The sequence below is a fragment of the Vibrio ziniensis genome, from assembly GCF_011064285.1.
Taxonomy (GTDB): Bacteria; Pseudomonadota; Gammaproteobacteria; order Enterobacterales; family Vibrionaceae; genus Vibrio; species Vibrio ziniensis.
The window spans coordinates 1,749,068-1,771,680 of the sequence record NZ_CP049331.1; the positions used below are offsets into that span (position 1 = coordinate 1,749,068).

Sequence of the window (22,613 nt, forward strand, 5' to 3'; positions counted from 1 at the left end):
ATAAAAAAGCCTCTGAATAAAATCAGAGGCTTAGTGTTCATTGTTAATAGTATTAGTCTTCTTCAATTAATTTATAGATGACAAATAAGGTAATTTGCAGCATGACGAATAGTACCAAAGTAATCGTTACGTACTTATCATCAAAAATGCTGATACCATGTAAAATCAAATCGTAGCCAGTGAAGGCACCGATCACCACTGCGATAAGGATTTGAAGAATTTTTATAAAGCGAGGCATGATGCTCTCCTGACGTTTCAATAAGTTAGATATTATTAAATTATTATATAGACAAAAAGTGCCGCTTTCGCTGCACTTTTTGTGATTTATTGGTTAATAATATCTTTGTTAAGAATTACTTGGCAGCTTCAGCAATTTTTACGCGCCAAGTATCTGGGCCCATCTGGTGAGCATTTGCGCCAGTTGAATCAACTGCGACTGTTACTGGCATGTCTTCAACTTCAAACTCGTAAATCGCTTCCATACCTAAGTCTTCAAACGCAACCACGCGAGCTTTCTTAATGGCTTTCGCAACAAGGTAAGCTGCACCACCCACCGCCATTAAATAAACCGCTTTGTGTTTTTTAATTGACTCAACCGTTGCTGCGCCACGTTCTGCTTTACCTATCATACCCATGATACCTACTTCTTCTAGCATCATGTCAGTAAATTTATCCATACGTGTCGATGTGGTTGGACCCGCAGGACCTACTGCTTCATCTCCCACCGCATCTACGGGACCTACGTAGTAGATAAACTTACCTTTCAGATCAACACCTTCAGGCAGTTTCTCACCATTCTGTAGCATAGTCTGGATACGTTTATGAGCCGCATCGCGTCCAGTTAGGATCTTACCAGATAACAGTACCGTTTCACCGGTTTTCCAAGACTGAACTTCTTCCGCAGTTACGGTATCTAGGTTTACTCGACGAGTATTTGAACCTGCTTCCCAAGTAATTTTCGGCCAGTCTTCTAGCTTCGGTGGAGTCAATTCTGCCGGGCCTGAACCATCAAGGGTAAAATGAACGTGACGAGTTGCAGCACAGTTTGGAATCAAACAGACTGGCTTAGACGCTGCGTGTGTTGGTGCACTTTTGATTTTTACGTCAACAACAGTTGTTAATCCACCAAGACCTTGCGCACCAATACCTAATCGGTTTACACGATTAAAGATATCAATACGTAATTCTTCTTCCGCATTTTGTGGACCACGAGCAATCAGCTCTTGGATATCGATGTGTTCCATCAACGATTCTTTTGCCAGAACTGCCGCTTTTTCAGCAGTACCGCCAATGCCTATGCCAAGCATACCCGGTGGACACCAGCCTGCACCCATCGTCGGTAAGGTTTTTTCTACCCATTCTGCAATATCGTCAGACGGGTTAAGCATTACCATCTTAGTTTTGTTTTCACTACCGCCGCCCTTAGCCGCGATTTGAATTTCAACTTTGTCACCCGGAACCATATTGATATGCACAACAGCTGGCGTATTGTCTTTAGTGTTAATACGTTTACCAGCAGGATCCATCAGTACAGATGCACGTAGCGGATTATCAGGATTGGTATAAGCCTGACGAACACCTTCGTCCACCATCTGCTGAACCGTCATATCAGTAGAGTCCCATTGAACTGCCATACCGATGTTCACGAAACAGGTAACAATACCTGTGTCCTGACAAATAGGACGATGGCCTTCTGCAGACATGCGAGAGTTGATCAAAATTTGCGCGATAGCATCTTTAGCAGCTTGGCTTTGTTCTTTGTTGTAGGCTTCTTCTAGGGCTTTGACAAAATCTAGTGGGTGATAGTAAGAAATGTATTGTAGAGCATCAGCTACACTACTGATTACGTCTTGTTTGCGTATTACCGTCATTGCGTGCCTCGTTATATTTATGCTTCCTTGAGCTGAGCTTAAACAGCTCACCTTTGAATCACGAAAATTGCGTTGGAATTGGTGAGCCCATCAAGTGGCTTTATGATACTCTTGCTTTCCTCAACGCGCCATTCGGTGATCAGTCTCTTTGTCACAATTTACCAAAATGACCATCTACTAAAATGAAGAACAACGAACAAAAAAGCATTCAGTCAAAAGCACTTACCTATCATGCGGATATTGCAAACCAACTGTTTGCGACAGTGGAAAACCACCCTTGGGCCATGCTGTTACGCTCTGCTTCAAAGAAACATATTGATAGCCGTTTCGACATTTTGGTGGCCAACCCAATTGTTACTCTTACCACCTTTGGTGAAGAAACGATTGTCAGTGAGCCTTCAGGCATTACATCCTCATTGGAAGATCCTTTTGCCTTAATCGCAGAGCTACAAGCACAGTACCTTCCAAGTCAAGGCTACAGTGAAACTATTCCATTTGTTGGCGGCGCTGTCGGCTATTTTGCTTACGATTTGGGGCGCCGCGTTGAAAAACTCCCTGTTACGGCTCAGCACGACATTAATATGCCTGATATGGCGGTTGGTCTTTATGAGTGGGCTATTGTGGTTGATCACCATAGTAAAACGGCTCAGTGGATCGGTATTAACTTAGAACAAGCCGAGCAATGGTTGAACGTACAGAGTCAACAATCTCTTAATAATGAAGAATTTGCGTTAACCACACCTTGGCAATCCAACATGACTCAAGAGAGTTACGCGCACAAATTTGCTCAGGTTCAGGAATATTTAAAATCGGGTGATTGCTACCAAATCAATTTGGCACAACGCTTTGAAGCGCACTATCAAGGCTCTGAATGGCATGCTTATCAAAAGCTTGAGCGCTACAATCAAGCGCCATTTTCAGCCTTTATCCACACACAACAAGGCGCGATTCTCAGTGTTTCCCCTGAACGTTTCTTGCAGCTAAGAGGTACGGAAATAGAAACCAAGCCAATCAAAGGAACTCGACCAAGAAGCGAAGATAAGATTCAAGATGAAGCTTATGCAACTGAACTGGCGAATGCTGAAAAGGATCAGGCTGAAAACCTGATGATTGTAGATCTGCTGCGTAACGATATTGGTCGTGTTGCGGCTCCCGGCTCAGTTCATGTGCCTAAATTGTTTGATATTGAAAGCTTCCCTGCAGTGCATCACCTTGTGAGCACTATTCGTGCGCAGTTAGACAGCCAATATTCTGCCTGCGATTTATTGAAAGCAGGTTTTCCCGGTGGTTCAATCACTGGCGCACCGAAAGTACGAGCTATGGAGATTATTGAAGAGCTCGAACCTCACCGTCGCAGCGCTTACTGTGGTTCTATTGGATATATCAGCCGTCATGGTCAAATGGATACCAGCATTACTATTCGTACGCTTGTTGCCCATGAAAACAAAATCTACGCTTGGGCTGGTGGAGGCGTGGTGGCTGACAGTCAATGTGAATCAGAATTTCAGGAAACATTGGACAAACTGAGCAGAATTTTGCCTATATTAGAAAGATAAGCCGAACACACGATAAGTCGGAACAACCATGTTGCGACTTATCTGGCTACTTCTAACGACAGTAAATTTATATACCTAGGAATTAAGCTATTAGATAAGCATTAAATCTTCTAGGTAAGCATCAAAGCCATTGGATAAGCATGAAAGCCAAAACACCGCTCACTAAAACGGAACTGATACAACGATTCCAACTTCATAGAACCGTTGACTATCATATTGAGTCCACGAGACGTTTTGACAAGATTCCTAAAGATTCGCTACGTAAAGCTTCAGTATTAATTGGCTTTGTTCAACGAGAACATGGTTTAAACATCGTGTTAACCAAACGAGCGGAGCACCTTAAACATCATCCGGGTCAAATCAGCTTTCCCGGTGGAAAGTACGAAGAGAGCGACCATACACTCTATCGAACCGCTATCCGAGAAGCAGAAGAAGAAATCGGCATCGCCGCTTCCGATATTGAAACCTTTGGGCAATTGCCTGAAATAATCACTATCAGTAAGTTTTCTGTGACACCGATTATGGCTTTCATTAATCCGGACTATCAGGCAACGATTGACCCGAATGAAGTTGAGGAAGTATTCGAAGTTCCGGCTGATCACTTACTCGACAAAAACAAACTCTACACCGGCGTTTTTCAGGTCAAAAGTCAACCACATAGAATATTTGCCATCCCCTATCAGCGACATTTCATTTGGGGAATGACGGCGCAAATCATTCAGGCTTTGCAACGTCACATCAATATCCATCACAAATAAATCAAACTTATTAACATAAATACTGATTATAAATTAAACACAAGCATGCAGCATTGGTACAACCCTTCATTCTAATTAGTTTTCCTAATCCTTCACCCTAAAAGAACTCATGTGTAGCACGTAGTTTTCGTGATCTGTCTGCTGTTTTTATTAAACAACCTACTCACTAAACACTTGATGTGATTTACATCAACTTTTTTTGCAACACAAAAATAGAGAATTGCACCCGAAATTATTTTCCCATAAAAAATTGAGATATAAAAAATGAACACATCGATTGCTATCGAAAAATCAGAACAATCTTCTAATAAATGGACTTATCAAGATTTTGCATGGACTCTCTCACTTTTTGGTACAGCTGTAGGAGCAGGTGTACTATTTTTGCCAATCAAAGCGGGTGCGGGTGGTTTTTGGCCATTAGTTATTCTTGCTTTAATTGCGGCTCCAATGACTTGGTTTGCTCACAAGAGTTTGGCTCGTTTTGTACTATCAGCTAAAAACCCAGAAGCAGACATCACAGACACCGTTGAAGAACATTTCGGGAAAACTGGCGCAAACCTTATTACTTTCGCTTACTTCTTTGCCATTTACCCTATCGTTCTTATTTACGGCGTTGGTATTACCAACACAGTAGACTCATTCCTTGTAAACCAAATTGGCATGGAATCTGTGCCACGCTGGTTACTATCTGGCTTATTGATCGCAGCAATGACTGCTGGTGTGGTATTTGGTAAAGAGCTGATGCTGAAAGCAACTTCAGCAATGGTTTACCCACTTGTTGCAATTTTGTTTGCCCTCTCATTCTACCTAATTCCAGAATGGAACAGCTCAATGGTAGAAGTAACACCTGAGTGGTCTACAATGCCTTCTGTTATTTGGTTGGCAATTCCAATCATCGTTTTTTCATTCAACCACAGCCCTGTTATTTCACAATTCTCTAAAGAGCAACGAATTAAGCACGGTGACAATGCCGTTCAGAAAACTGACGCAGTTACTGGCGGCGCTGCAATGATGCTGATGGGTTTTGTAATGTTCTTTGTATTCTCTGTGGTTCTTTCTCTGTCTCCAGAGCAACTTGCAGACGCTCAGGCTCAGAACATTTCGGTACTTTCTTACCTAGCAAACATCCATGAGTCACCATTGATCTCATACATGGGTCCTCTGGTTGCGTTTGCTGCGATCACTTCAAGCTACTTCGGTCACTTCCTAGGTGCTCATGAAGGTCTTGTTGGTCTGATCAAATCGCGTTCACAAACACCAGTAAACAAAATTGAAAAAGCGTCTCTACTGTTCATCGTTATCACTACTTGGATCGTTGCTATTGTTAACCCAAGCATCCTTGGAATGATTGAAACAATGGGCGCACCAATGATTGCCGCTATCCTATTCTTAATGCCTGTATTTGCAATGAACAAAGTTCCTGCTATGGCGAAGTACAAGACTTCTGTTCCAGTGCAAATTTTCACAGTTATTTGTGGTCTTGCAGCCGTTAGTTCTGTAATCTACGGCGCGTTTTAATCCCAAACTTTGTAAAGTCCGATTAAACTAAAAATATAATAGTAATAAACCTCCTTTTTAAAGGAGGTTTAGTTTGAGGTAATCACTATGATTAGTGTGTTTGATATCTATAAAATTGGCATCGGTCCTTCGAGCTCACATACAGTTGGACCAATGAAAGCCGGTAAACAATTTATTGATGACTTAAGCTCAATGGATAAGCTACAAGACATCACTAAAATTACCGTTGACGTTTATGGATCATTATCGCTGACAGGGAAAGGTCACCATACAGATATTGCTATCATCATGGGTCTTGCGGGTAATACCCCTGAGCATGTTGATATCGACAGTATTCCAGGTTTTATTGCGAACGTTCAGCAAACTGAGCGTCTTCCTGTTGGTACGCACAATCATACTGTTGCTTTTCCACGTGAAGATGGAATGGTATTCCATAGAAGCTTTTTGTCATTACACGAGAACGGCATGTCAATTCATGCGTGGATCGGTGATGACGTTGTTTACAGCAAAACCTACTACTCTATCGGCGGCGGCTTCATTGTTGATGAAGAGCATTTCGGTCAGAAAGAGCAAGCTAAGGTTGCTGTACCTTATCCGTTTAATACAGCTGAAGAGCTGGTTAACCAGTGTAAAGAGAGCGGGCTTTCTATCAGCACACTAGTGATGGAAAACGAAAGAGCGCTTCACACTGATGTTGAAGTGAAAGAGTATTTCGCGAATATCTGGCGCACCATGCAGGAATGTATGGATCGTGGTATGAATACCGAAGGTATTTTACCAGGTCCACTACGTGTACCTCGTCGCGCTGCGGCACTTCGTCAACAACTTCTGACATCAGAAAAGATTACTAACGATCCAATGGCGGTTGTCGACTGGGTCAACATGTACGCATTCGCAGTGAATGAAGAAAACGCAGCGGGTGGACGTGTAGTTACTGCACCAACTAACGGTGCGTGTGGCATTATCCCTGCTGTACTTGCTTACTACGACAAGTTCATCCAGACAGTAACTGAAAAAGATTACACTCGTTACTTTGCCGCTTCTGGTGCAATCGGTGGTTTGTACAAGCAAAACGCTTCAATCTCTGGTGCTGAAGTAGGCTGCCAAGGCGAAGTGGGTGTTGCATGTTCTATGGCCGCAGGTGGTCTTGCTGCTCTGTTAGGCGGTAGCCCAGAGCAAGTGTGTATGGCAGCTGAAATTGCTATGGAACACAACTTAGGTCTAACGTGTGACCCTGTTGCAGGACAAGTGCAAGTACCATGTATTGAACGTAATGGTATTGCTGCTGTAAAAGCGATCAACTCTACCCGTATGGCAATGCGCCGTTCATCAGCGCCACGCGTTTCACTTGATAAAGTCATTGAAACTATGCTGGAAACCGGTAAAGACATGAACGCAAAATACCGTGAAACCTCACAAGGTGGTTTAGCGGTAAAAGTAATCTGTTAATCGTTAATTTTACTCAATAATTGCCTAGAGCCTGATGATCCATCAGGCTTTTTTTTGCCTTATTGACTTAACTTTACTTAGTTTTACTTTTTGAACGCTTGTTAAAAAAAGCGATTCGCTTAAAAATGGTTCTCATTACTGCTGTACATAATTCGGAATCATTTCATCCACATGACTATACGTATCACAACTAAAAAAGTCTTCGGCGTGCTTGTCCTCATCGCTAGCATCAGTGGCACTGGTTACTACTTTTATCCCAAAGAAGCGCCACCAAGTTTCGCTACAGAAACCGTTCATAAAGGCAATATTGAAAACACTGTGCTTGCTACTGGTATGTTGCAAGCTTCAAAACTGGTTGCCGTCGGTGCCCAGGTTTCTGGTCAGATTCAAAAACTTGGCGTAAAGCTCGGTGATGAGATCAAACAAGGCGAATTAGTGGCTCAAATTGATAGCCTTACACAACAAAACAGCCTTAAAGAAGCTAACGCATCACTAAGCAGCCTGAAGGCGCAAATCAGCGCTAAGCAAGCGCAAATTCGTCAAGCTCAATCAGAATATACGCGTCAAAAATCAATGCTTGCAGATAAAGCGAGCTCACAAGCCGATTACGAATCTGCAGAAGCAACTCTAGCTATTTACAAAGCAGAACTTGAGCAAATCAAAGCGGAGCTAGAACAGGCGAAGATCAGTGTCGATAGCGCACAAATTGACCTTGGTTACACAACGATCAACGCTCCAATGGATGGCACAGTAGTTTATAGCGCGGTAGAAGAAGGCCAAACGGTTAACGCTAACCAAACTACCCCAACCATTATCGAACTGGCACAGCTTGACCGCATGACAGTAAAAGCACAGATTTCAGAAGCAGACGTCGTCAACGTTAAACCTGGGCTACCTGTTTATTTCACTATCTTAGGTAAACCAAACCACCAATACCACGCAACACTTAGAGCTATCGAACCGGGTCCAACACTTATGGATGGTGATGACAGCGATCTTTCCGTTAGTAACGACGAAGCTATTTATTACCACGGTCTGTTTGAAGTGGATAACCCAGACAGGACGCTACGTATCGGTATGACTGCGCAGGTATCGATTGTATTAAATAAAGCTGAAAACGCCCTTTTGGTACCAGCTCAAGTCATCCTCAAACAACCGGGCAGAACACCTCGTTATCAAGTTCCAGTATTGGTTAATGGTCAGCAAGAAATGCGTGATGTGACCATTGGTATCAACAACAAAATCTTTGCTGAAGTCACCAGTGGACTAGAAGAAGGCGATCAAATTATTGTTGGAACACCCAGTGCCGGTGGTACGCGTTCTAGCCGTATGGGTCCACCGAGGATGTTTTAATGTCTCGTCCATTACTTGAAATATCCCATATCTATCGCAGCTTTGCGGCGGGTGACGAAGAGTTAACAGTACTTAAAGACGTTAACCTAACCATTGAACGTGGTGAGATGGTTGCTATTGTCGGAACGTCTGGCTCTGGTAAGTCAACACTGATGAACATTCTTGGCTGCCTTGATCAACCAAGCAGCGGCGATTACTGGATTAACGGTCGAAATACATCACAACTCAACTCAGACCAACTGGCTGAGCTACGCCGTGAACATTTTGGCTTTATCTTCCAGCGCTACCATCTGCTTGGTGATTTAACCGCCGTTGGTAACGTTGAGATCCCCGCAATCTATGCGGGCAGTGATAAGAAAGCACGTCAAGAGCGCGCGGAAAAACTGCTTACTCGCCTTGGTCTTGCTGACCGTCTGGATCACAAACCGAACCAATTAAGTGGTGGTCAGCAGCAGCGTGTTTCCGTTGCTCGCGCATTAGTTAATGGTGGCGATGTGATACTGGCTGACGAACCAACAGGTGCACTTGATAGTAAAAGTGGCGAAGAGATGATGATCCTGCTGCAAGAGCTTCATCAGCTTGGTCACACTATCATCATCGTTACGCACGATTTGAAAGTCGCTCAACACGCAGATCGAATCATTGAAATCAAAGATGGTGAAATACTGAGTGACACCGTCATCAAAAAAGAACTTATTGCACAGAACAGCGATAGCGTAAAACCTTCTCCTGCTACAGATGTATTAGAAAAAGGTCGTAATCTATTCGATAACTTGTGGGAAGCGCTAAAAATGGCGTTGGTAGCCATGTCTAACCACAGGCTCAGAACTTTCCTGACCATGCTAGGCATCATTATCGGTATCGCATCGGTTGTTTCAGTAGTCGCTCTGGGTAATGGTTCGCAGAAATCGATTCTCGAAAACATCTCAGCAATGGGTACAAACACGATTGACATTATGCCGGGGACTGGTTTTGGTGACCGACGCTCAGGGAGGGTGAGAACCTTAACCGCAGCCGACGCTGAAGCGCTAAAGAACTTACAGTTTATTGATAGCGTAACACCAACACTGAGTACGTCTGTGACTTTGAAATATGGAAACCAAGCCGTGACAGCTTCAGTACAAGGCGTGGGACCGGATTATTTCCGTGTGCGCGGCTATGAATTGGCGGATGGTCAATATTGGGATGATTCCAGCGTGTCTTCTATGGCTCAAGAAGCGGTGATTGATAACAATACCCTCAAATCATTGTTTCCTGATCAAAACCCGATTGGTGAAGTGATTTTCGCAGGTAATCTGCCTGTCCGAATCATAGGTGCAACCAAAGCGAAAGAGAGTGCATTTGGTAATAGTGATTCGCTCAATATTTGGGTTCCGTACACCACGGTCAGTGCACGCATGGTTGGGCAGAACTATCTAAACCGAATATCAGTACGTGTCGATGACAACACGCCAAGCGAAGCCGCTGAACAAGCAATTATTCAGTTGTTAAAAATGCGCCACGGTACTGAAGATTTCTTTACGATTAACACAGATACCATTCAGCAAAACATTACCAAAACGACAGCAACTATGACCTTGCTGATCTCAGCTATTGCGGTAATTTCTCTAGTCGTTGGAGGTATTGGTGTTATGAACATCATGCTGGTTTCTGTAACCGAGCGTACCCGTGAAATCGGGGTTCGTATGGCGGTTGGTGCAAGGCAAGGTGACATTCTTCGCCAGTTCTTAATTGAAGCAGTGTTAGTCTGTTTGTGTGGCGGCACCATTGGTATTGGCATGGCTTATTTAATTGGCGTCGCATTCGCCGCGTTTGGCAGTAGTTTTACTATGATTTATTCCACAACATCGATCGTTTCAGCATTCTTGTGCTCCACCCTCATTGGTGTACTGTTTGGCTATCTTCCAGCGAAGAATGCCGCCCAGTTAAACCCAATTGACGCGTTATCTAGGGAGTAAGCCATGTTACATCGATACAAATATTATACTCTTGCACTATGTGTGGTGTTGGCAACGGGTTGCGTGACTCGCTCTGAATTTCCTGAACCGGAAGTGCAAGTTCCACAAACTTGGCAATCTTCGCAACAATCGGCGAGTGCACAGTCTTCTTCGGAAAACTCATCACCAGTAATCAGTCATTGGTGGACCAGTTTTAATGATGATCAGCTCAACCAATTGGTTGAGAAAGTTCTTGCGACCAACAGCGATTTAGCAATTGCTACACTGACACTTAAACAAGCTCGTTTAGAAGCCAATTTAGCTGGAAGAGATCTCTACCCTGACCTATCAGGTAGCGTTTCCGCTGATGGCTCACGCTATTTAGATAGCGGAGTTTCAAGTGAAAGTTATCAAACTGGTCTGTCAGTCAGTTACGAAGTAGACCTATGGGGCAAACTTTCAGCTGCCGCAGATGAGAGTGAATGGACAGCGCTTGCGAGCTTAGAAGAACGTGAAGCGACAGCCCAAAGTTTAGTTGCAACTACGGCGCAACTCTATTGGCAAATCGGCTATCTGAATCAGCGTATTGAACTCAGTAATAGTGATATTGCCGATGCAACGGATACCTTAAAGCAAGCACAGAGCCAATTCAGCCATGGTTCGGTGACTCGACTCAATGTATTGGAAGCTGAGCGTTCGCTTGCAGCTTTGGAAGCAACACATCGTGATTACTTGCAGCAGCTAACAGAGGCACAAAACGCTTTCGCTATCTTGTTTGACCAAGCGCCACAGCAAATGGTGAAAGAGATTAAAGCACTGCCAGAAGGCGCATTGCCAGAAATCGCATCAGGTGTACCTGCGGATGTTTTGAGCCGTCGTCCCGACATCAAACAAGCACTCTATGAGCTAAAAGCAACATTTGCAGCCAAAGATTCTGCCGATGCCGCTTACTTTCCAACGTTAACCTTAACAGGCGCGCTAGGTGGCTCATCTGAACAGCTGCGCAACTTACTGAGCGACCCATTGGGTTCAATTGGCGCTGATTTGACGATGCCGTTCCTCAACTGGAACACCATGCAGATCAATCAAGATATCGCGCAAGTGAAATACGAATCTGCGATCATTTCATACCGCAAAGCGCTCTATACCGCGTTTCAGGATGTGGATAATGCCCTATCTGCTCGTGAAAACTACCAGTATCAGGAAGAGAAACTTCAGAAACAGTATGACAGCGCAGCAGAAGCGGCTCGCATTTACGCCAGTCAGTATAAGTATGGTGCTATCGATATCACGACCTTGCTTGATGCTCAAGACAATGAGCGAAGTGCAAAAGCGTCACTGTTGGAAAACCGTTATAACCAGCTAGTCAATCTGACGACCATCTATCAAAGCCTTGGTGGTGAAGATTTGGTTCCGTTAGAGGAGTCTGATAACACCGAGCAATAGCAGATCAGCTATTCACAAACAGAACGCTAATCGACAAACAGATCGATTGGCAACATAAAAAGAGAAACGTGCATTGTTGCGTTTCTCTTTTTGTTTGGATTAAAGAAATGTTTAGTTAAGGTGTAGGGCTATACAGCCTTGGAGAACCACTGTGAGGCAGATGAATCAGGTTAAGATGATTTCTCCTTGCCCACTCCACCGTTAACGACGTTGGAGCAGACAAACACACCAATGTCGCGATCTCTGCTCTTACCGCTTTATGAATGAGTTCTAAACTGCAACGACTCGTCACAATGGCAAAACCACTTTTAGGGTTTATCTGCTCGGATGCCATCGCTCCAATCAACTTGTCTAAAGCGTTGTGTCGACCAATGTCTTCTCTGCAAAGCACTATCTCTCCTTTTGCATTGGCAAATAACGCCGCGTGCAAAGCACCTGAGATTTTAGCCGCTTGTTGATGTTGGGAAATTTTCTCTCTCAGTCCGTTAAAAACTAAAGAGCTTGGTGGCAATGTTGGGACAAGTGGACGCAAATCGGGTAAAGCTTGCTCTAAAGCTTCAACGCCGCAGATACCACAGCCAGTGGTGCCGGCCATATGGCGACGTTGATGTTTCAAGTTCCAGAAGGCGCGATTACTGATTTCAACTTCAGCAAAATGAGACTCACCTTGCCCCCCGATCTCAATGTCTTTAATTTCACCAAAACTGGTGACAATCCCTGCGCTAAGACTGAATCCTCGCACGAAATCCTCGAGATGCCCTGGAGTAACCATCATCACCGCTTGGTTAATACCGTTGTAACTGATCGCTAACGCAGATTCACTGGCTAACGGGGTATCCAATATTTCACTTTCGCCGGTTAACTCTCGATAGCGAAGTGAATTCGGGGCTGGTGGTGCTTGGTTGAAATCATGCAGCTCGATAAAAGTATCTGTGTTTATGGTACAGCTCATCTCGTTACCTCACTGCCTGAATGCGTGCTGATTTCGCCAATGGCGCTTTACCAACACCAAATAAGCTTTTTGCTTCAGCAAAGCACTGATCCACGAGTGCCGATGACGGCTCTTGTTTACGTTTGAGTAATACCAAAGGTGAATGCACTACAGCTTTCTCAATCGGAATAATACGAAGCTGTTCATTGAGCTCTGCTAAACCAGAATTCAACGGCATAATTGCGCAGCAAAGCCCACTAGTGACGGCTTGGATCAGGTGAAAAGTAGAGTTACTTTCAATGACAGTTTGCGGCACAAGTCCTTTGCTGCCAAAACTCAAATCGATGGAATGACGGTAGTGCATTCCTTTTGATAGCAAGCCCAACGGGATGTTATTTAATGACTCCCACATCACTTCTTGTTCTGCGAAGTCGAAATAGCGGCTGTCATATAGTATTCCCAAGTCGGTTGAACTCATTTCAATCACATCAAAATAACTGGTATTGACCTGATCGATATAACACATGCCCAAATCCAGTTGGTTACGATTGAGCTGGTCTATGATCTGCTCAGAAGCCATAGACATAATCTGAAAACGCAATTCAGGAAAGAGTTCTGACAGTGGTTTAATAAGCTGCATTGGGTTTTGACTCGCTAAAGGAACCATGCCCAATCTTAATGAGCCCACTAACTGACCACGGCAGTTTGCCGCTTCAGCTTGTAAGCCGTCATGCGCAGCTAAGACTGTTTTCGCCCAAGCAAGAATTCGGTCCCCTGCTTCGGTAAACCCTTCAAAACGTTGGCTTCTGGTGATCAATTCAAGCTCAAGCTCTTCCTCAAGACGCCGAATTCTCATCGACAATGTTGGCTGCGTGATATGACACAACGCCGCCGCTTGGCCAAAATGTTTGGTCTGATCTAAGGCGATTAGATACTTGAGTTGTTTGATGTCCATTGTCGATTGCTTTGCCTAAGGTGTTTTTGATTTGAGCGCGTTGCCGTCAATTTTTAGCAAATAAACTTCTGTTGCAATAATTGATCTAAATCAAGACTATTCCTCTAAAATCCTACGGTCAAATCTAATTTATCTATAGCGTGATAGATAGTGACTATTAAAAAAAATGACGACAGAATAAGGGATGGGATGATTATTGGAATTAAATTTAAGTAATTAAGCGACACATCAATAAATTATGTTTATCACCACGTAATTTCTCGAATTCGCCTAGTTCCATAGATTTTATTTATCACTCAGTCGGTAATATCAATTGGACGCATATCTTACAACGCAATAATCTTTGATTTAGATCAAGGCATCATATCAGCCGATCCAATCAGAAGTTAAAAAGCAGTAATCAGGATTCTTTAAAACCACAACAAACCGTTTTACTACTTCCGCCTTATCCACATATCGCGCCTGTTTTCACCGGTACTCCTGCTTACTGTCGTTCCTGTACGTTAGGAGTAAAGTCGTGAGTCAAAAAGAACAAATAAAACAATACAATGGTCCTGCTGGTGGCTGGGGCGCACTGAAAGCCGTCACGAAAAGCTGGTGGGGCAGCGAGAATGCCGTTAAAAATATCCGAACCATGCTTAAAACTAACCAGAATGGCGGCTTTGACTGCCCAGGTTGTGCATGGGGAGAATCACCAGAAAGTGGCAAAGTAAACTTCTGTGAAAATGGCGCGAAAGCAGTGAACTGGGAAGCAACCAACCGTGTTGTAGATCCTGAGTTTTTCGCCACCCACAGTGTCTCCTCACTATTGAAACAAACCGACTACTGGCTTGAGTATCAAGGTCGTATTACTCATCCAATGAAATACGACTCAGCAACGGACCACTATGTACCCATCAGTTGGGACGATGCGTACCAACTGGTCGCTCAACATCTTAATCAACTTGAGTCTCCAAATCTGGCTGAATTCTATACTTCGGGACGTGCCAGTAACGAAGCCGCGTTTTTATATCAGCTTTTTGTTCGCGCTTTCGGTACCAACAACTTTCCTGACTGCTCTAACATGTGTCACGAAGCCAGCGCCATAGGCATGAAAGATACGATTGGTGTTGGTAAAGGTACGGTGATTTTTGATGATTTCGCCAAAGCCGATGCCATCTTTGTGATTGGTCAGAACCCGGGAACCAACCACCCACGTATGCTTGAACCTCTTCGTGAAGCGGTCAAACGTGGCGCGCAAGTCATTTGTTTAAACCCGCTGAAAGAGCGTGGTTTGGAGCGTTTTCAAAACCCACAAGTTCCAATTGAAATGCTGCGTAATGGTTCAAAACCAACCAATACAGCCTATTTGAGACCAGCTCTCGGTGGTGACATGGCAGTGTTTCGTGGTATCGCTAAATTCCTACTGCAATGGGAACGCGAAGCAGTAGAAACCGGTGGCAAAGCTGTTTTTGATAGAGATTTCATCAATGACCATACCATTGGGATTGATGAATATTTGAAAGAAGTCGATGCCACAACGTGGGAACATATTGCAGAACAATCTGGCTTAGAGCTACATGAAATTGAAACCGTTGCCGATATGTATCGCCGCTCAGAGCGTGTGATCATGTGTTGGGCAATGGGACTTACTCAGCATCGTCACTCAGTACCTACGATTAAAGAAGTTGCGAACGTGCAAATGTTGCGCGGCAACGTAGGTAAGCCCGGAGCAGGTCTTTCTCCTGTTCGTGGGCACAGTAACGTACAAGGTGACCGTACTATGGGTATTGATGAGAAACCATCAACTGCCCTTTTAGATAGCATTGAGCGTCGCTTCAATTTTAAAGTACCACGCGAGATTGGTCACAACACCATCCAAGCGATCAAAGCAATGGAAGAGCAACAGTCGAAAGTGTTCATTGGTTTAGGTGGAAACTTTGCCCAGGCGACACCGGATACTGAGCGTACTCACCTTGCAATGAAAAACTGTAATCTGACCGTTCATATCTCAACGAAACTCAACCGCTCTCACCTAGTGACGGGTAAAGATGCCCTTATCCTTCCTTGCTTAGGACGTACAGAAATTGATGTTCAAGATCATGGACCACAAGGTATCACGGTTGAAGACACATTCAGTATGGTTCATATCTCCTATGGTCAATTGAAACCTCGCTCGGAACATTTACGTTCAGAGCCAGCCATAATTGCCGGAATTGCGCATGCGACTTTAGGTTGTCACCCAATTGACTGGAACTGGGCAATTCAGGATTACGAACGTGTCCGCGATTTAATTTCTGAAACCATCCCAGGTTTTACCGATTTCAATCTTAAGCTCCGTAATCCAGGTGGCTTCCATCTGGTAAATCCAGCCGCTGAACGCCGATGGAATACTACATCAGGAAAAGCACAGTTTAGTGATAGCGCGTTGCCAAAACAGCTGATTAATGAAGCAGTGTTAGAGCAAGGCAACAAGCCTGATTTGATTTTGCAAACCATGCGTTCACACGACCAGTACAACACTACTCTATATGGATTGAATGATCGCTATCGAGGCGTGTTTGGCATGCGCGAAGTGCTGTTTGTAAACGAGGAAGATATTGCCAAACTGGGTTTCCAGAATGGTGACAAAGTCGATATGGTTTCGCTTTGGGAAGACGGTGTAACTCGTAAAGTGCAAGGCTTTACCTTAGTCGCTTACGATATTCCTAAAGGTCAAGCTGCGGCGTATTATCCGGAAACCAATCCGCTTGTACCTTTGGATAGCTATGGTGAAAGAACCTTTACGCCAACGTCTAAGTTCATCGCAATCAAGCTAGAAAAAGCCTCATCAGATGAAATTCAACGTTCAAAAGTTGAATAAAAGAATCTGAATTAGCAAACACAAAAAAACCACCCGACGCTTCATGCATTGTTTAGTGATATAAATTTAAACGATGCAGAGTTAAGGTGGTTTTCTTTATCAGCTTAAAGCTTTAGCGATTAAGCAGCTAAACCTTAAAAGTTGATTAAGCTTCGCCAGTATAGATACAGCCAGCAGTACAGGTTTCTTTGATTTCAACTTTGCTCAGCAAAGGCAAAGAAGGTTTTAGCTGTTGCCAAATCCACTTAGCAAGAACTTCACTGGTTGGGTTTTCTAACCCTTCAATGTCATTCAGATAGTAGTGATCCAGTCTGTTATAGATAGGTTTGAATGCTGCTTTGATTTCAGCAAAATCCACCAGCCAACCAGTATGTGGGTCAACATCGCCAGCGACATATAAGCGAACCAAAAACGAGTGTCCATGCAGACGACCACACTTATGCCCTTCTGGCACATGCGGTAAGTGGTGTGCTGCTTCGAACATGAACTCTTTGTAAATTTCGGTCTTCATATAATGATCAGTCTATCAATCTGGCTAGTAAAAAGAGGCGCAATAGTAAGTAATCTAACCGAAGGAAACAAGCGTCCGATCTCATTTTCACTGCAATTTCAGTTTGAAAAAAACAATAAATAGATGTCGAAAATATGGCATAAGCGTCAAAAAATTGAGCACACAATTTCTGTGTCACAAATCCAAAATCCATATTTTGTTTATGGTCACAGTAAGTTAAACACACATTTTCCCTTTAATATCTAACGTCTATAGTTATTTAAGTAAACACTTAATAACTATAAGACCATTATGAGCTCAACGATTACATCCAAACTACTTCTTACACTAGTCACCGTTTTTACACTGGTGCTAGCGAGTTCTACCATTTATCAGTCCATCCAGCAGCGTGACTTGATCAACTCAGTGCTAGGTGAACAACTGCATGATAAAGCAAGTAACTATTTCGATAGCCTGAATATGATGATGCTTACAGGCACAATGGCGCAAAAAGAGACTCTGCGTCAAAAAGCGTTAGCACAAGATGGTATAGAGCAAGTTCGTGTCCTACGTTCGGACTTAGTGAGTAAGCTCTACGGACCGGGTCAGGCAAACCAAGCTCCTGTTGATGAGATCGATAAACGTGCTTTAAAAGGCGAATACATCTTAGAACCTATTGAAGCAAGCTGGGGCCAAGGTATCGTGGTCGCGTTACCGATGAAATCGAGTGAGAACTACCGAGGCACTAACTGTATCGCTTGTCATATGGCTCCGGAAGGTGAAGTTCTCGGTGTTATTCGCCTTGAATACAATTTGAGTCATATTAATGGACTTATTAATCAACGTACTTGGTTAGGTGTGGGAATTATGGCGGTAATAGCCATTGTTGGCTTTTTGATTACTCTCACACTGATTAAACAATTCATTGTTCGGCCGCTTCAAAAGACTACGTTATTTATGAGTGAAGTAAGCAGCAGTAAAGATCTTTCACCGCGACTCAATAATTCGAAAAAAGATGAGTTGGGGCAATTAGCGACATCCATAAACTCTTTCATGGATACAGTGTCAGACAGTATGCAACAAGTCCAAAACACGTCTCATTCCCTAGCCTCTTCTGCCAATCAATTAACAGATGTTGCGCAGGTAACCGATCAAGCCGCCAACAATCAACAAAGTGAAACTGCTGATGTGCAGTACAACATTGACGAGATGCAGAATAAGCAACATGAAGTTGAATTGTCGACAGCAGACGCTGCTCTTTTAGTTAAGCACACCACCGACGTTGCTCAAACGAGTGCCAAACAAGCGCACTCCGCCAGTGAAGATATCAAAAACTTGGTTGGTGATATTGAGGATGTGAAAATCAAGATTGCTCAGTTGAATAACCAGACTGGCGAAGTGACTACCATTTTAGGAGTCATCAAAGGCATTGCCGAACAAACCAATCTGCTCGCTCTCAACGCTGCGATAGAAGCTGCGCGAGCTGGCGAGCAAGGTCGTGGTTTTGCTGTCGTTGCTGATGAAGTACGTAATCTTGCTTCTCGCACCGCCGAAGCAACCGGAAACATTGAAAAAATCATTGCTCAGTTCCAAAAAGAGAGCGAAGAGTCGATGATTTCGGTCGATAGAGTTTGTACACAGGCTCATACTCGTTCCAATGAGGTTGAAGAACTGTCTGCAGCGATGACCAATGTGGTAGCAGAAATGAAGCAAGTGTTGGAACACACTGAGAGCATTCAACTCCAAACACAGACGACAACCCATGTAAGTAAAAATGTTCAGCAGAAAGTGGAAGTGATCGCGCGTCATGCACAAGATACTTCTCACTCAGCAACAAAAACTCGCGAAATTAGCTTAAATCTGGAGCAATTGTCGCAACAATTGGAGTCTTTGCTCAATCAATTTACTCTTTCGCGTAAGAATTAATCACCAAAATAAGATTAAAGGTTGAAGCTATCGAATTGACAGGTAATATGTCCCGTTGAATTAATAAGAATTCTATCCAACCCAATGGTTCGTCTATTTAATCAACAATAATGACGAAAATCAGACATTGGGTTGAATGTTTACCTCAATGGAGACTATATCAAACATGACTTACGCGCCTGTAACAGACGTACTTGGCGGCAAGCTAGCAGTAGACAGTGAAGTCACTGTTCGCGGCTGGATCCGTACACGTCGTGATTCCAAAGCTGGAATCTCTTTCCTTGCCATTTATGACGGCTCTTGTTTCGACCCGATTCAGGCCGTGGTCCCAAATAATCTTAATAATTACGAAAACGAAGTATTAAAGCTAACCACTGGCTGCTCTGTTGAAGTAACAGGTAAGATTGTTGAGTCTCCAGCGTCTGGTCAAGATTTCGAACTAGCGGCAACGGCAGTAAAAGTGGTTGGCTGGGTAGAGGATGCTGAAACATACCCAATGGCGAAAACTCGTCACTCTATCGAGTACCTTCGTGAAGTTGCCCACCTTCGCCCACGCACTAACGTCATTGGTGCGGTTGCTCGTGTACGTAACTCTCTTTCTCAAGCAATTCACCGTTTTTACCATGAGCAAGGCTACTTCTGGATGTCTGCTCCACTGATCACTGCTTCAGATGCTGAAGGTGCTGGTGAAATGTTCCGTGTATCAACGCTTGATATGGCTAACCTGCCACTAGATGACAAAGGTAATGTGGATTACAACGAAGACTTCTTCGGTAAAGAAACATTCCTAACTGTATCTGGTCAGTTAAACGCAGAAGCATACGCTTGTGCATTAAGCAAAGTGTACACTTTCGGCCCGACTTTCCGTGCTGAGAACTCAAACACTAGCCGTCACCTTGCAGAATTCTGGATGGTTGAACCAGAAGTTGCGTTTGCAGAACTCGATGACGTAGCGAAACTCGCTGAAGACATGCTGAAGTATGTATTTAAAGCGGTACTTGCTGAGCGTCGTGACGACCTAGAATTCTTCGCTTCTCGTATCGACAAAGATGCCATTACTCGTCTAGAGCAGTTTGTACAATCTGACTTTGCACAAGTGGATTACACTGATGCAATTCAAATCCTGCTAGATTCTGGTCGTGAGTTCGAGTTCCCTGTTGAATGGGGTATCGACATGTCTTCTGAGCATGAGCGTTACCTAGCTGAAGAACACTTCAAAGCCCCAGTAATCGTTAAGAACTACCCGAAAGACATCAAAGCTTTCTACATGCGTCTGAACGACGATGGTAAGACAGTAGCAGCGATGGACGTACTAGCACCGGGTATTGGTGAAATCATCGGTGGTTCTCAACGTGAAGAGCGTCTAGATATTCTAGATGCACGTATGGTTGAGATGGGTATCGATCCTGAGCACATGAGCTGGTATCGCGACCTACGTCGTTACGGCACCGTACCTCACGCAGGTTTCGGTCTAGGTTTTGAGCGTCTAGTTTCTTACGTAACTGGTATGGGTAACGTGCGTGACGTGATTCCATTCCCACGTACTCCACGTAGCGCAAACTTCTAAGCCACATTTCCTAACGAAGAATCACAATAAGTTATTTAAAAACCTCCTTAATGGAGGTTTTTTTATACCCTTTGCTTTCGCAAGCTAGATAAAACCGATCTTGCTCACCATACTTATAAAGATAAGTACCTAGATTGCAGGCAACGTTGAAAGGAGACCATTATGAAAGTCTTTAGAATGGAAGATCTCAACTACAACGGCATTAAAGATAACGTCCACAGTTGGGATCATCCCGAAGCACCCGACCCGTATTATTGGCATCCAGATTGGTTACATATTGCGGAAGATGCTATGGGGCTACACCCTAAACAAAAATTGGATGTAGACGAAGGGCAAACACCAACAGAAGAAGATGCTATGAAAGCAATAGTGAAACATCTTAACGATAATCAAGATTGAGTGCTCAACATAAACCATCATATATAGTTAAGACCTTCTTCAAAGAAGGTTTTAACTATAATAGTAGGTTCAAAAACTACTGGCCAACCAGCAAAATCGTACGCACACTCTGTGCGAAAATGTTGGTTAATCAAGATTTCCATTTAATTCAGTCCGTACAAATATGTAACATTTTTCTTCTTCATTTCCTGCAAATGTCGATATGTTTTTCATGAGAAAAGCGACCTTTGAGCATTAATCATTAAGCAAGGTAAATTATTTTGAAATTTTCTAATTGTCACTGTTGTCAGCGTTGGTGCAGAAAGGTATAAATACGATAAATCTGACTGGTTTTCCCCCTCCACCTAACTTACATGGATGAGCATTATGTTTGAAAAAGTTGTCGCGGCTCCTGCTGACCCTATTCTCGGTCTAACTGAAGAGTTTAAAAAAGACCCTCGCGCTGAAAAAATTAACCTAGGCGTTGGTATTTACAAAAATGAAGCAGGTCAAACCCCTGTTTTAGCAACCGTAAAAAAAGCAGAAGCAGCTCTACTTGAATCTGAAAAAACAAAATCTTATCTAACTATCGAAGGTACTGCTGAATACGGTTTAGCAGTTCAAAAACTTCTTTTTGGTGCAGATTCAGACATCGTAGCTAAGCAGCTAGCAAAAACAGCTCAAGCACCAGGTGGTACAGGCGCTCTACGTGTAGCGGGTGAATTCATTAAACGTCAATTAGGTGATGTAAAAGTTTGGATCAGTAATCCTACTTGGGCAAACCACAATGGTGTTTTTTCAGCGGCTGGTTTAGAAGTTGCTCAGTACACTTACTACAACGCAGAAGCAAAAGATAAAGACTTCGCAGCAATGGTTGCAGACCTAGAAAAAGCAGCAGCGGGTGACGTTGTGCTACTACACGGATGCTGCCATAACCCAACCGGTATCGATCCAACAGCTGAAGAGTGGGAAACATTAGCGAAACTTGTGGCAGACAAAGGTCTTCTACCAATGTTTGACTTCGCTTATCAAGGTTTTGCGAAAGGCGTTGAAGAAGATGCTGAAGGTCTACGTATTTTCGCTAAGTACAACAGTGAAATCCTAGTTGCTAGCTCATTCTCTAAGAACTTCGGTTTATACAATGAGCGTGTAGGTGCATTCACACTAGTAGCACCGTCAGCTGACGTTGCAGAGACCGCGTTCTCCCAAGTTAAAGCAATCATCCGTTCTATCTACTCTAACCCACCAGCACACGGTGCAGCAGTAGTAACATACATCCTTAACGATGCGGCGCTTCGTGCAGAGTGGGAAGCAGAAGTTGCAGAAATGCGTGAACGTATCCAAGAGATGCGCGAACTGTTCGTAGCAACACTGAAAGAGCAAGGTGTAACTGCTGACTTTAGTTTCATTGAACGTCAAAACGGTATGTTCTCTTTCTCTGGTCTAAACAAAGAGCAAGTTGCTCGACTAAAAGAAGAACTAGCTATCTACATCGTAGGTTCTGGACGTATCAGCGTAGCAGGCATGACTAAGTCAAATATGCTACCTCTTTGCCAAGGTATTAAAGCAGTTCTTTAATCCTCTAAAGAAATTCAAAGCCGACCAAATGGTCGGCTTTTTTGTGCGTGTTAAATAT

At 43.6% G+C, this 22,613-nt stretch carries 17 protein-coding genes; 12 read left to right on the forward strand and 5 right to left on the reverse strand.

All coding sequences use genetic code 11. From position 1 onward, the window contains the following. Positions 1–52: 52 nt before the first annotated feature. Positions 53–238, reverse strand: a complete 186-nt coding sequence (locus G5S32_RS08025) for a hypothetical protein (protein ID WP_165311516.1) — start codon at positions 236–238, stop codon at positions 53–55. Positions 239–353: 115 nt separating this feature from the next. Then, on the reverse strand, positions 354–1,871 hold the full coding sequence (locus G5S32_RS08030) for a fumarate hydratase (protein ID WP_165311517.1): 1,518 nt from the start codon (positions 1,869–1,871) through the stop codon (positions 354–356). A 182-nt stretch (positions 1,872–2,053) separates the two neighbouring features. On the opposite strand from G5S32_RS08030, the gene pabB reads away from it, so the two are divergent. The 7 genes from pabB to G5S32_RS08065 all read left to right on the forward strand — a co-directional run bounded on the left by pabB (position 2,054) and on the right by G5S32_RS08065 (position 11,888). Further along, on the forward strand, positions 2,054–3,427 hold the full coding sequence (gene pabB / locus G5S32_RS08035; protein ID WP_165311518.1) for an aminodeoxychorismate synthase component 1: 1,374 nt from the start codon (positions 2,054–2,056) through the stop codon (positions 3,425–3,427). 140 nt (positions 3,428–3,567) lie between these two features. Beyond that, positions 3,568–4,185, forward strand: a complete 618-nt coding sequence (locus G5S32_RS08040; protein ID WP_165311519.1) for a CoA pyrophosphatase — start codon at positions 3,568–3,570, stop codon at positions 4,183–4,185. Positions 4,186–4,449: 264 nt separating this feature from the next. Next, positions 4,450–5,703 carry an aromatic amino acid transport family protein gene (locus G5S32_RS08045; protein ID WP_165311520.1) on the forward strand — a complete coding sequence of 418 codons (1,254 nt, stop codon included), beginning with the start codon at positions 4,450–4,452 and terminating at the stop codon, positions 5,701–5,703. A gap of 87 nt (positions 5,704–5,790) precedes the next feature. Beyond that, complete coding sequence (locus G5S32_RS08050) at positions 5,791–7,152, forward strand: L-serine ammonia-lyase (protein WP_165311521.1); 1,362 nt, start codon at positions 5,791–5,793, stop codon at positions 7,150–7,152. A gap of 171 nt (positions 7,153–7,323) precedes the next feature. Further along, a complete protein-coding gene (locus G5S32_RS08055) occupies positions 7,324–8,505 on the forward strand; it encodes an efflux RND transporter periplasmic adaptor subunit (RefSeq protein ID WP_165311522.1) in 1,182 nt (393 codons plus the stop codon). Then, a complete protein-coding gene (locus G5S32_RS08060) occupies positions 8,505–10,463 on the forward strand; it encodes a MacB family efflux pump subunit (protein ID WP_165311523.1) in 1,959 nt (652 codons plus the stop codon). The genes G5S32_RS08055 and G5S32_RS08060 overlap by 1 nt, the downstream gene beginning before the upstream one ends. 3 nt (positions 10,464–10,466) lie before the next feature. Next, a complete protein-coding gene (locus tag G5S32_RS08065) occupies positions 10,467–11,888 on the forward strand; it encodes an efflux transporter outer membrane subunit (RefSeq protein WP_165311524.1) in 1,422 nt (473 codons plus the stop codon). A gap of 115 nt (positions 11,889–12,003) precedes the next feature. Here G5S32_RS08065 and fdhD read toward each other — a convergent pair whose 3' ends face one another. Then, positions 12,004–12,840, reverse strand: coding sequence for a formate dehydrogenase accessory sulfurtransferase FdhD (gene fdhD / locus G5S32_RS08070; RefSeq protein WP_165311525.1), 837 nt, complete (start codon positions 12,838–12,840; stop codon positions 12,004–12,006). Positions 12,841–12,844: 4 nt separating this feature from the next. Then, the gene (locus tag G5S32_RS08075; RefSeq protein ID WP_165311526.1) at positions 12,845–13,774 is read right to left on the reverse strand and encodes a LysR family global transcriptional regulator AcsS; all 930 of its coding nucleotides are present in this window, start codon (positions 13,772–13,774) and stop codon (positions 12,845–12,847) included. A 517-nt stretch (positions 13,775–14,291) separates the two neighbouring features. On the opposite strand from G5S32_RS08075, the gene G5S32_RS08080 reads away from it, so the two are divergent. Continuing rightward, positions 14,292–16,616: an FdhF/YdeP family oxidoreductase gene (locus G5S32_RS08080; RefSeq protein WP_165311527.1), complete on the forward strand. Its 2,325-nt coding sequence runs from the start codon at positions 14,292–14,294 to the stop codon at positions 16,614–16,616. A 145-nt stretch (positions 16,617–16,761) separates the two neighbouring features. Here G5S32_RS08080 and queD read toward each other — a convergent pair whose 3' ends face one another. Beyond that, positions 16,762–17,127 carry a 6-carboxytetrahydropterin synthase QueD gene (gene queD, locus G5S32_RS08085; protein ID WP_165311528.1) on the reverse strand — a complete coding sequence of 122 codons (366 nt, stop codon included), beginning with the start codon at positions 17,125–17,127 and terminating at the stop codon, positions 16,762–16,764. A 291-nt stretch (positions 17,128–17,418) separates the two neighbouring features. Here queD and G5S32_RS08090 point away from each other — a divergent pair, with 291 nt between their 5' ends. The 4 genes from G5S32_RS08090 to G5S32_RS08105 all read left to right on the forward strand — a co-directional run bounded on the left by G5S32_RS08090 (position 17,419) and on the right by G5S32_RS08105 (position 22,555). Beyond that, a complete protein-coding gene (locus tag G5S32_RS08090) occupies positions 17,419–19,032 on the forward strand; it encodes a methyl-accepting chemotaxis protein (RefSeq protein ID WP_165311529.1) in 1,614 nt (537 codons plus the stop codon). Between the two features lie 166 nt (positions 19,033–19,198). Then, positions 19,199–20,599 carry an asparagine--tRNA ligase gene (gene asnS / locus G5S32_RS08095; protein ID WP_165311530.1) on the forward strand — a complete coding sequence of 467 codons (1,401 nt, stop codon included), beginning with the start codon at positions 19,199–19,201 and terminating at the stop codon, positions 20,597–20,599. A gap of 162 nt (positions 20,600–20,761) precedes the next feature. Beyond that, complete coding sequence (locus tag G5S32_RS08100) at positions 20,762–20,998, forward strand: hypothetical protein (protein WP_165311531.1); 237 nt, start codon at positions 20,762–20,764, stop codon at positions 20,996–20,998. Positions 20,999–21,364: 366 nt separating this feature from the next. Then, positions 21,365–22,555 carry an amino acid aminotransferase gene (locus G5S32_RS08105; RefSeq protein ID WP_165311532.1) on the forward strand — a complete coding sequence of 397 codons (1,191 nt, stop codon included), beginning with the start codon at positions 21,365–21,367 and terminating at the stop codon, positions 22,553–22,555. Positions 22,556–22,613: the final 58 nt, after the last annotated feature.

Coding starts and splice junctions, on each gene's coding strand:
- G5S32_RS08040 (WP_165311519.1), top strand. CDS start 3,568: ATGAAAGCCAAAACACCGCTCACTAAAACGGAACTGATACAACGATTC.
- queD (WP_165311528.1), bottom strand. CDS start 17,127: ATGAAGACCGAAATTTACAAAGAGTTCATGTTCGAAGCAGCACACCAC.
- pabB (WP_165311518.1), top strand. CDS start 2,054: ATGAAGAACAACGAACAAAAAAGCATTCAGTCAAAAGCACTTACCTAT.
- G5S32_RS08060 (WP_165311523.1), top strand. CDS start 8,505: ATGTCTCGTCCATTACTTGAAATATCCCATATCTATCGCAGCTTTGCG.
- G5S32_RS08025 (WP_165311516.1), bottom strand. CDS start 238: ATGCCTCGCTTTATAAAAATTCTTCAAATCCTTATCGCAGTGGTGATC.
- G5S32_RS08045 (WP_165311520.1), top strand. CDS start 4,450: ATGAACACATCGATTGCTATCGAAAAATCAGAACAATCTTCTAATAAA.
- fdhD (WP_165311525.1), bottom strand. CDS start 12,840: ATGAGCTGTACCATAAACACAGATACTTTTATCGAGCTGCATGATTTC.
- G5S32_RS08065 (WP_165311524.1), top strand. CDS start 10,467: ATGTTACATCGATACAAATATTATACTCTTGCACTATGTGTGGTGTTG.
- G5S32_RS08075 (WP_165311526.1), bottom strand. CDS start 13,774: ATGGACATCAAACAACTCAAGTATCTAATCGCCTTAGATCAGACCAAA.
- G5S32_RS08090 (WP_165311529.1), top strand. CDS start 17,419: ATGAGCTCAACGATTACATCCAAACTACTTCTTACACTAGTCACCGTT.
- G5S32_RS08100 (WP_165311531.1), top strand. CDS start 20,762: ATGAAAGTCTTTAGAATGGAAGATCTCAACTACAACGGCATTAAAGAT.
- asnS (WP_165311530.1), top strand. CDS start 19,199: ATGACTTACGCGCCTGTAACAGACGTACTTGGCGGCAAGCTAGCAGTA.
- G5S32_RS08055 (WP_165311522.1), top strand. CDS start 7,324: ATGACTATACGTATCACAACTAAAAAAGTCTTCGGCGTGCTTGTCCTC.
- G5S32_RS08050 (WP_165311521.1), top strand. CDS start 5,791: ATGATTAGTGTGTTTGATATCTATAAAATTGGCATCGGTCCTTCGAGC.
- G5S32_RS08030 (WP_165311517.1), bottom strand. CDS start 1,871: ATGACGGTAATACGCAAACAAGACGTAATCAGTAGTGTAGCTGATGCT.
- G5S32_RS08105 (WP_165311532.1), top strand. CDS start 21,365: ATGTTTGAAAAAGTTGTCGCGGCTCCTGCTGACCCTATTCTCGGTCTA.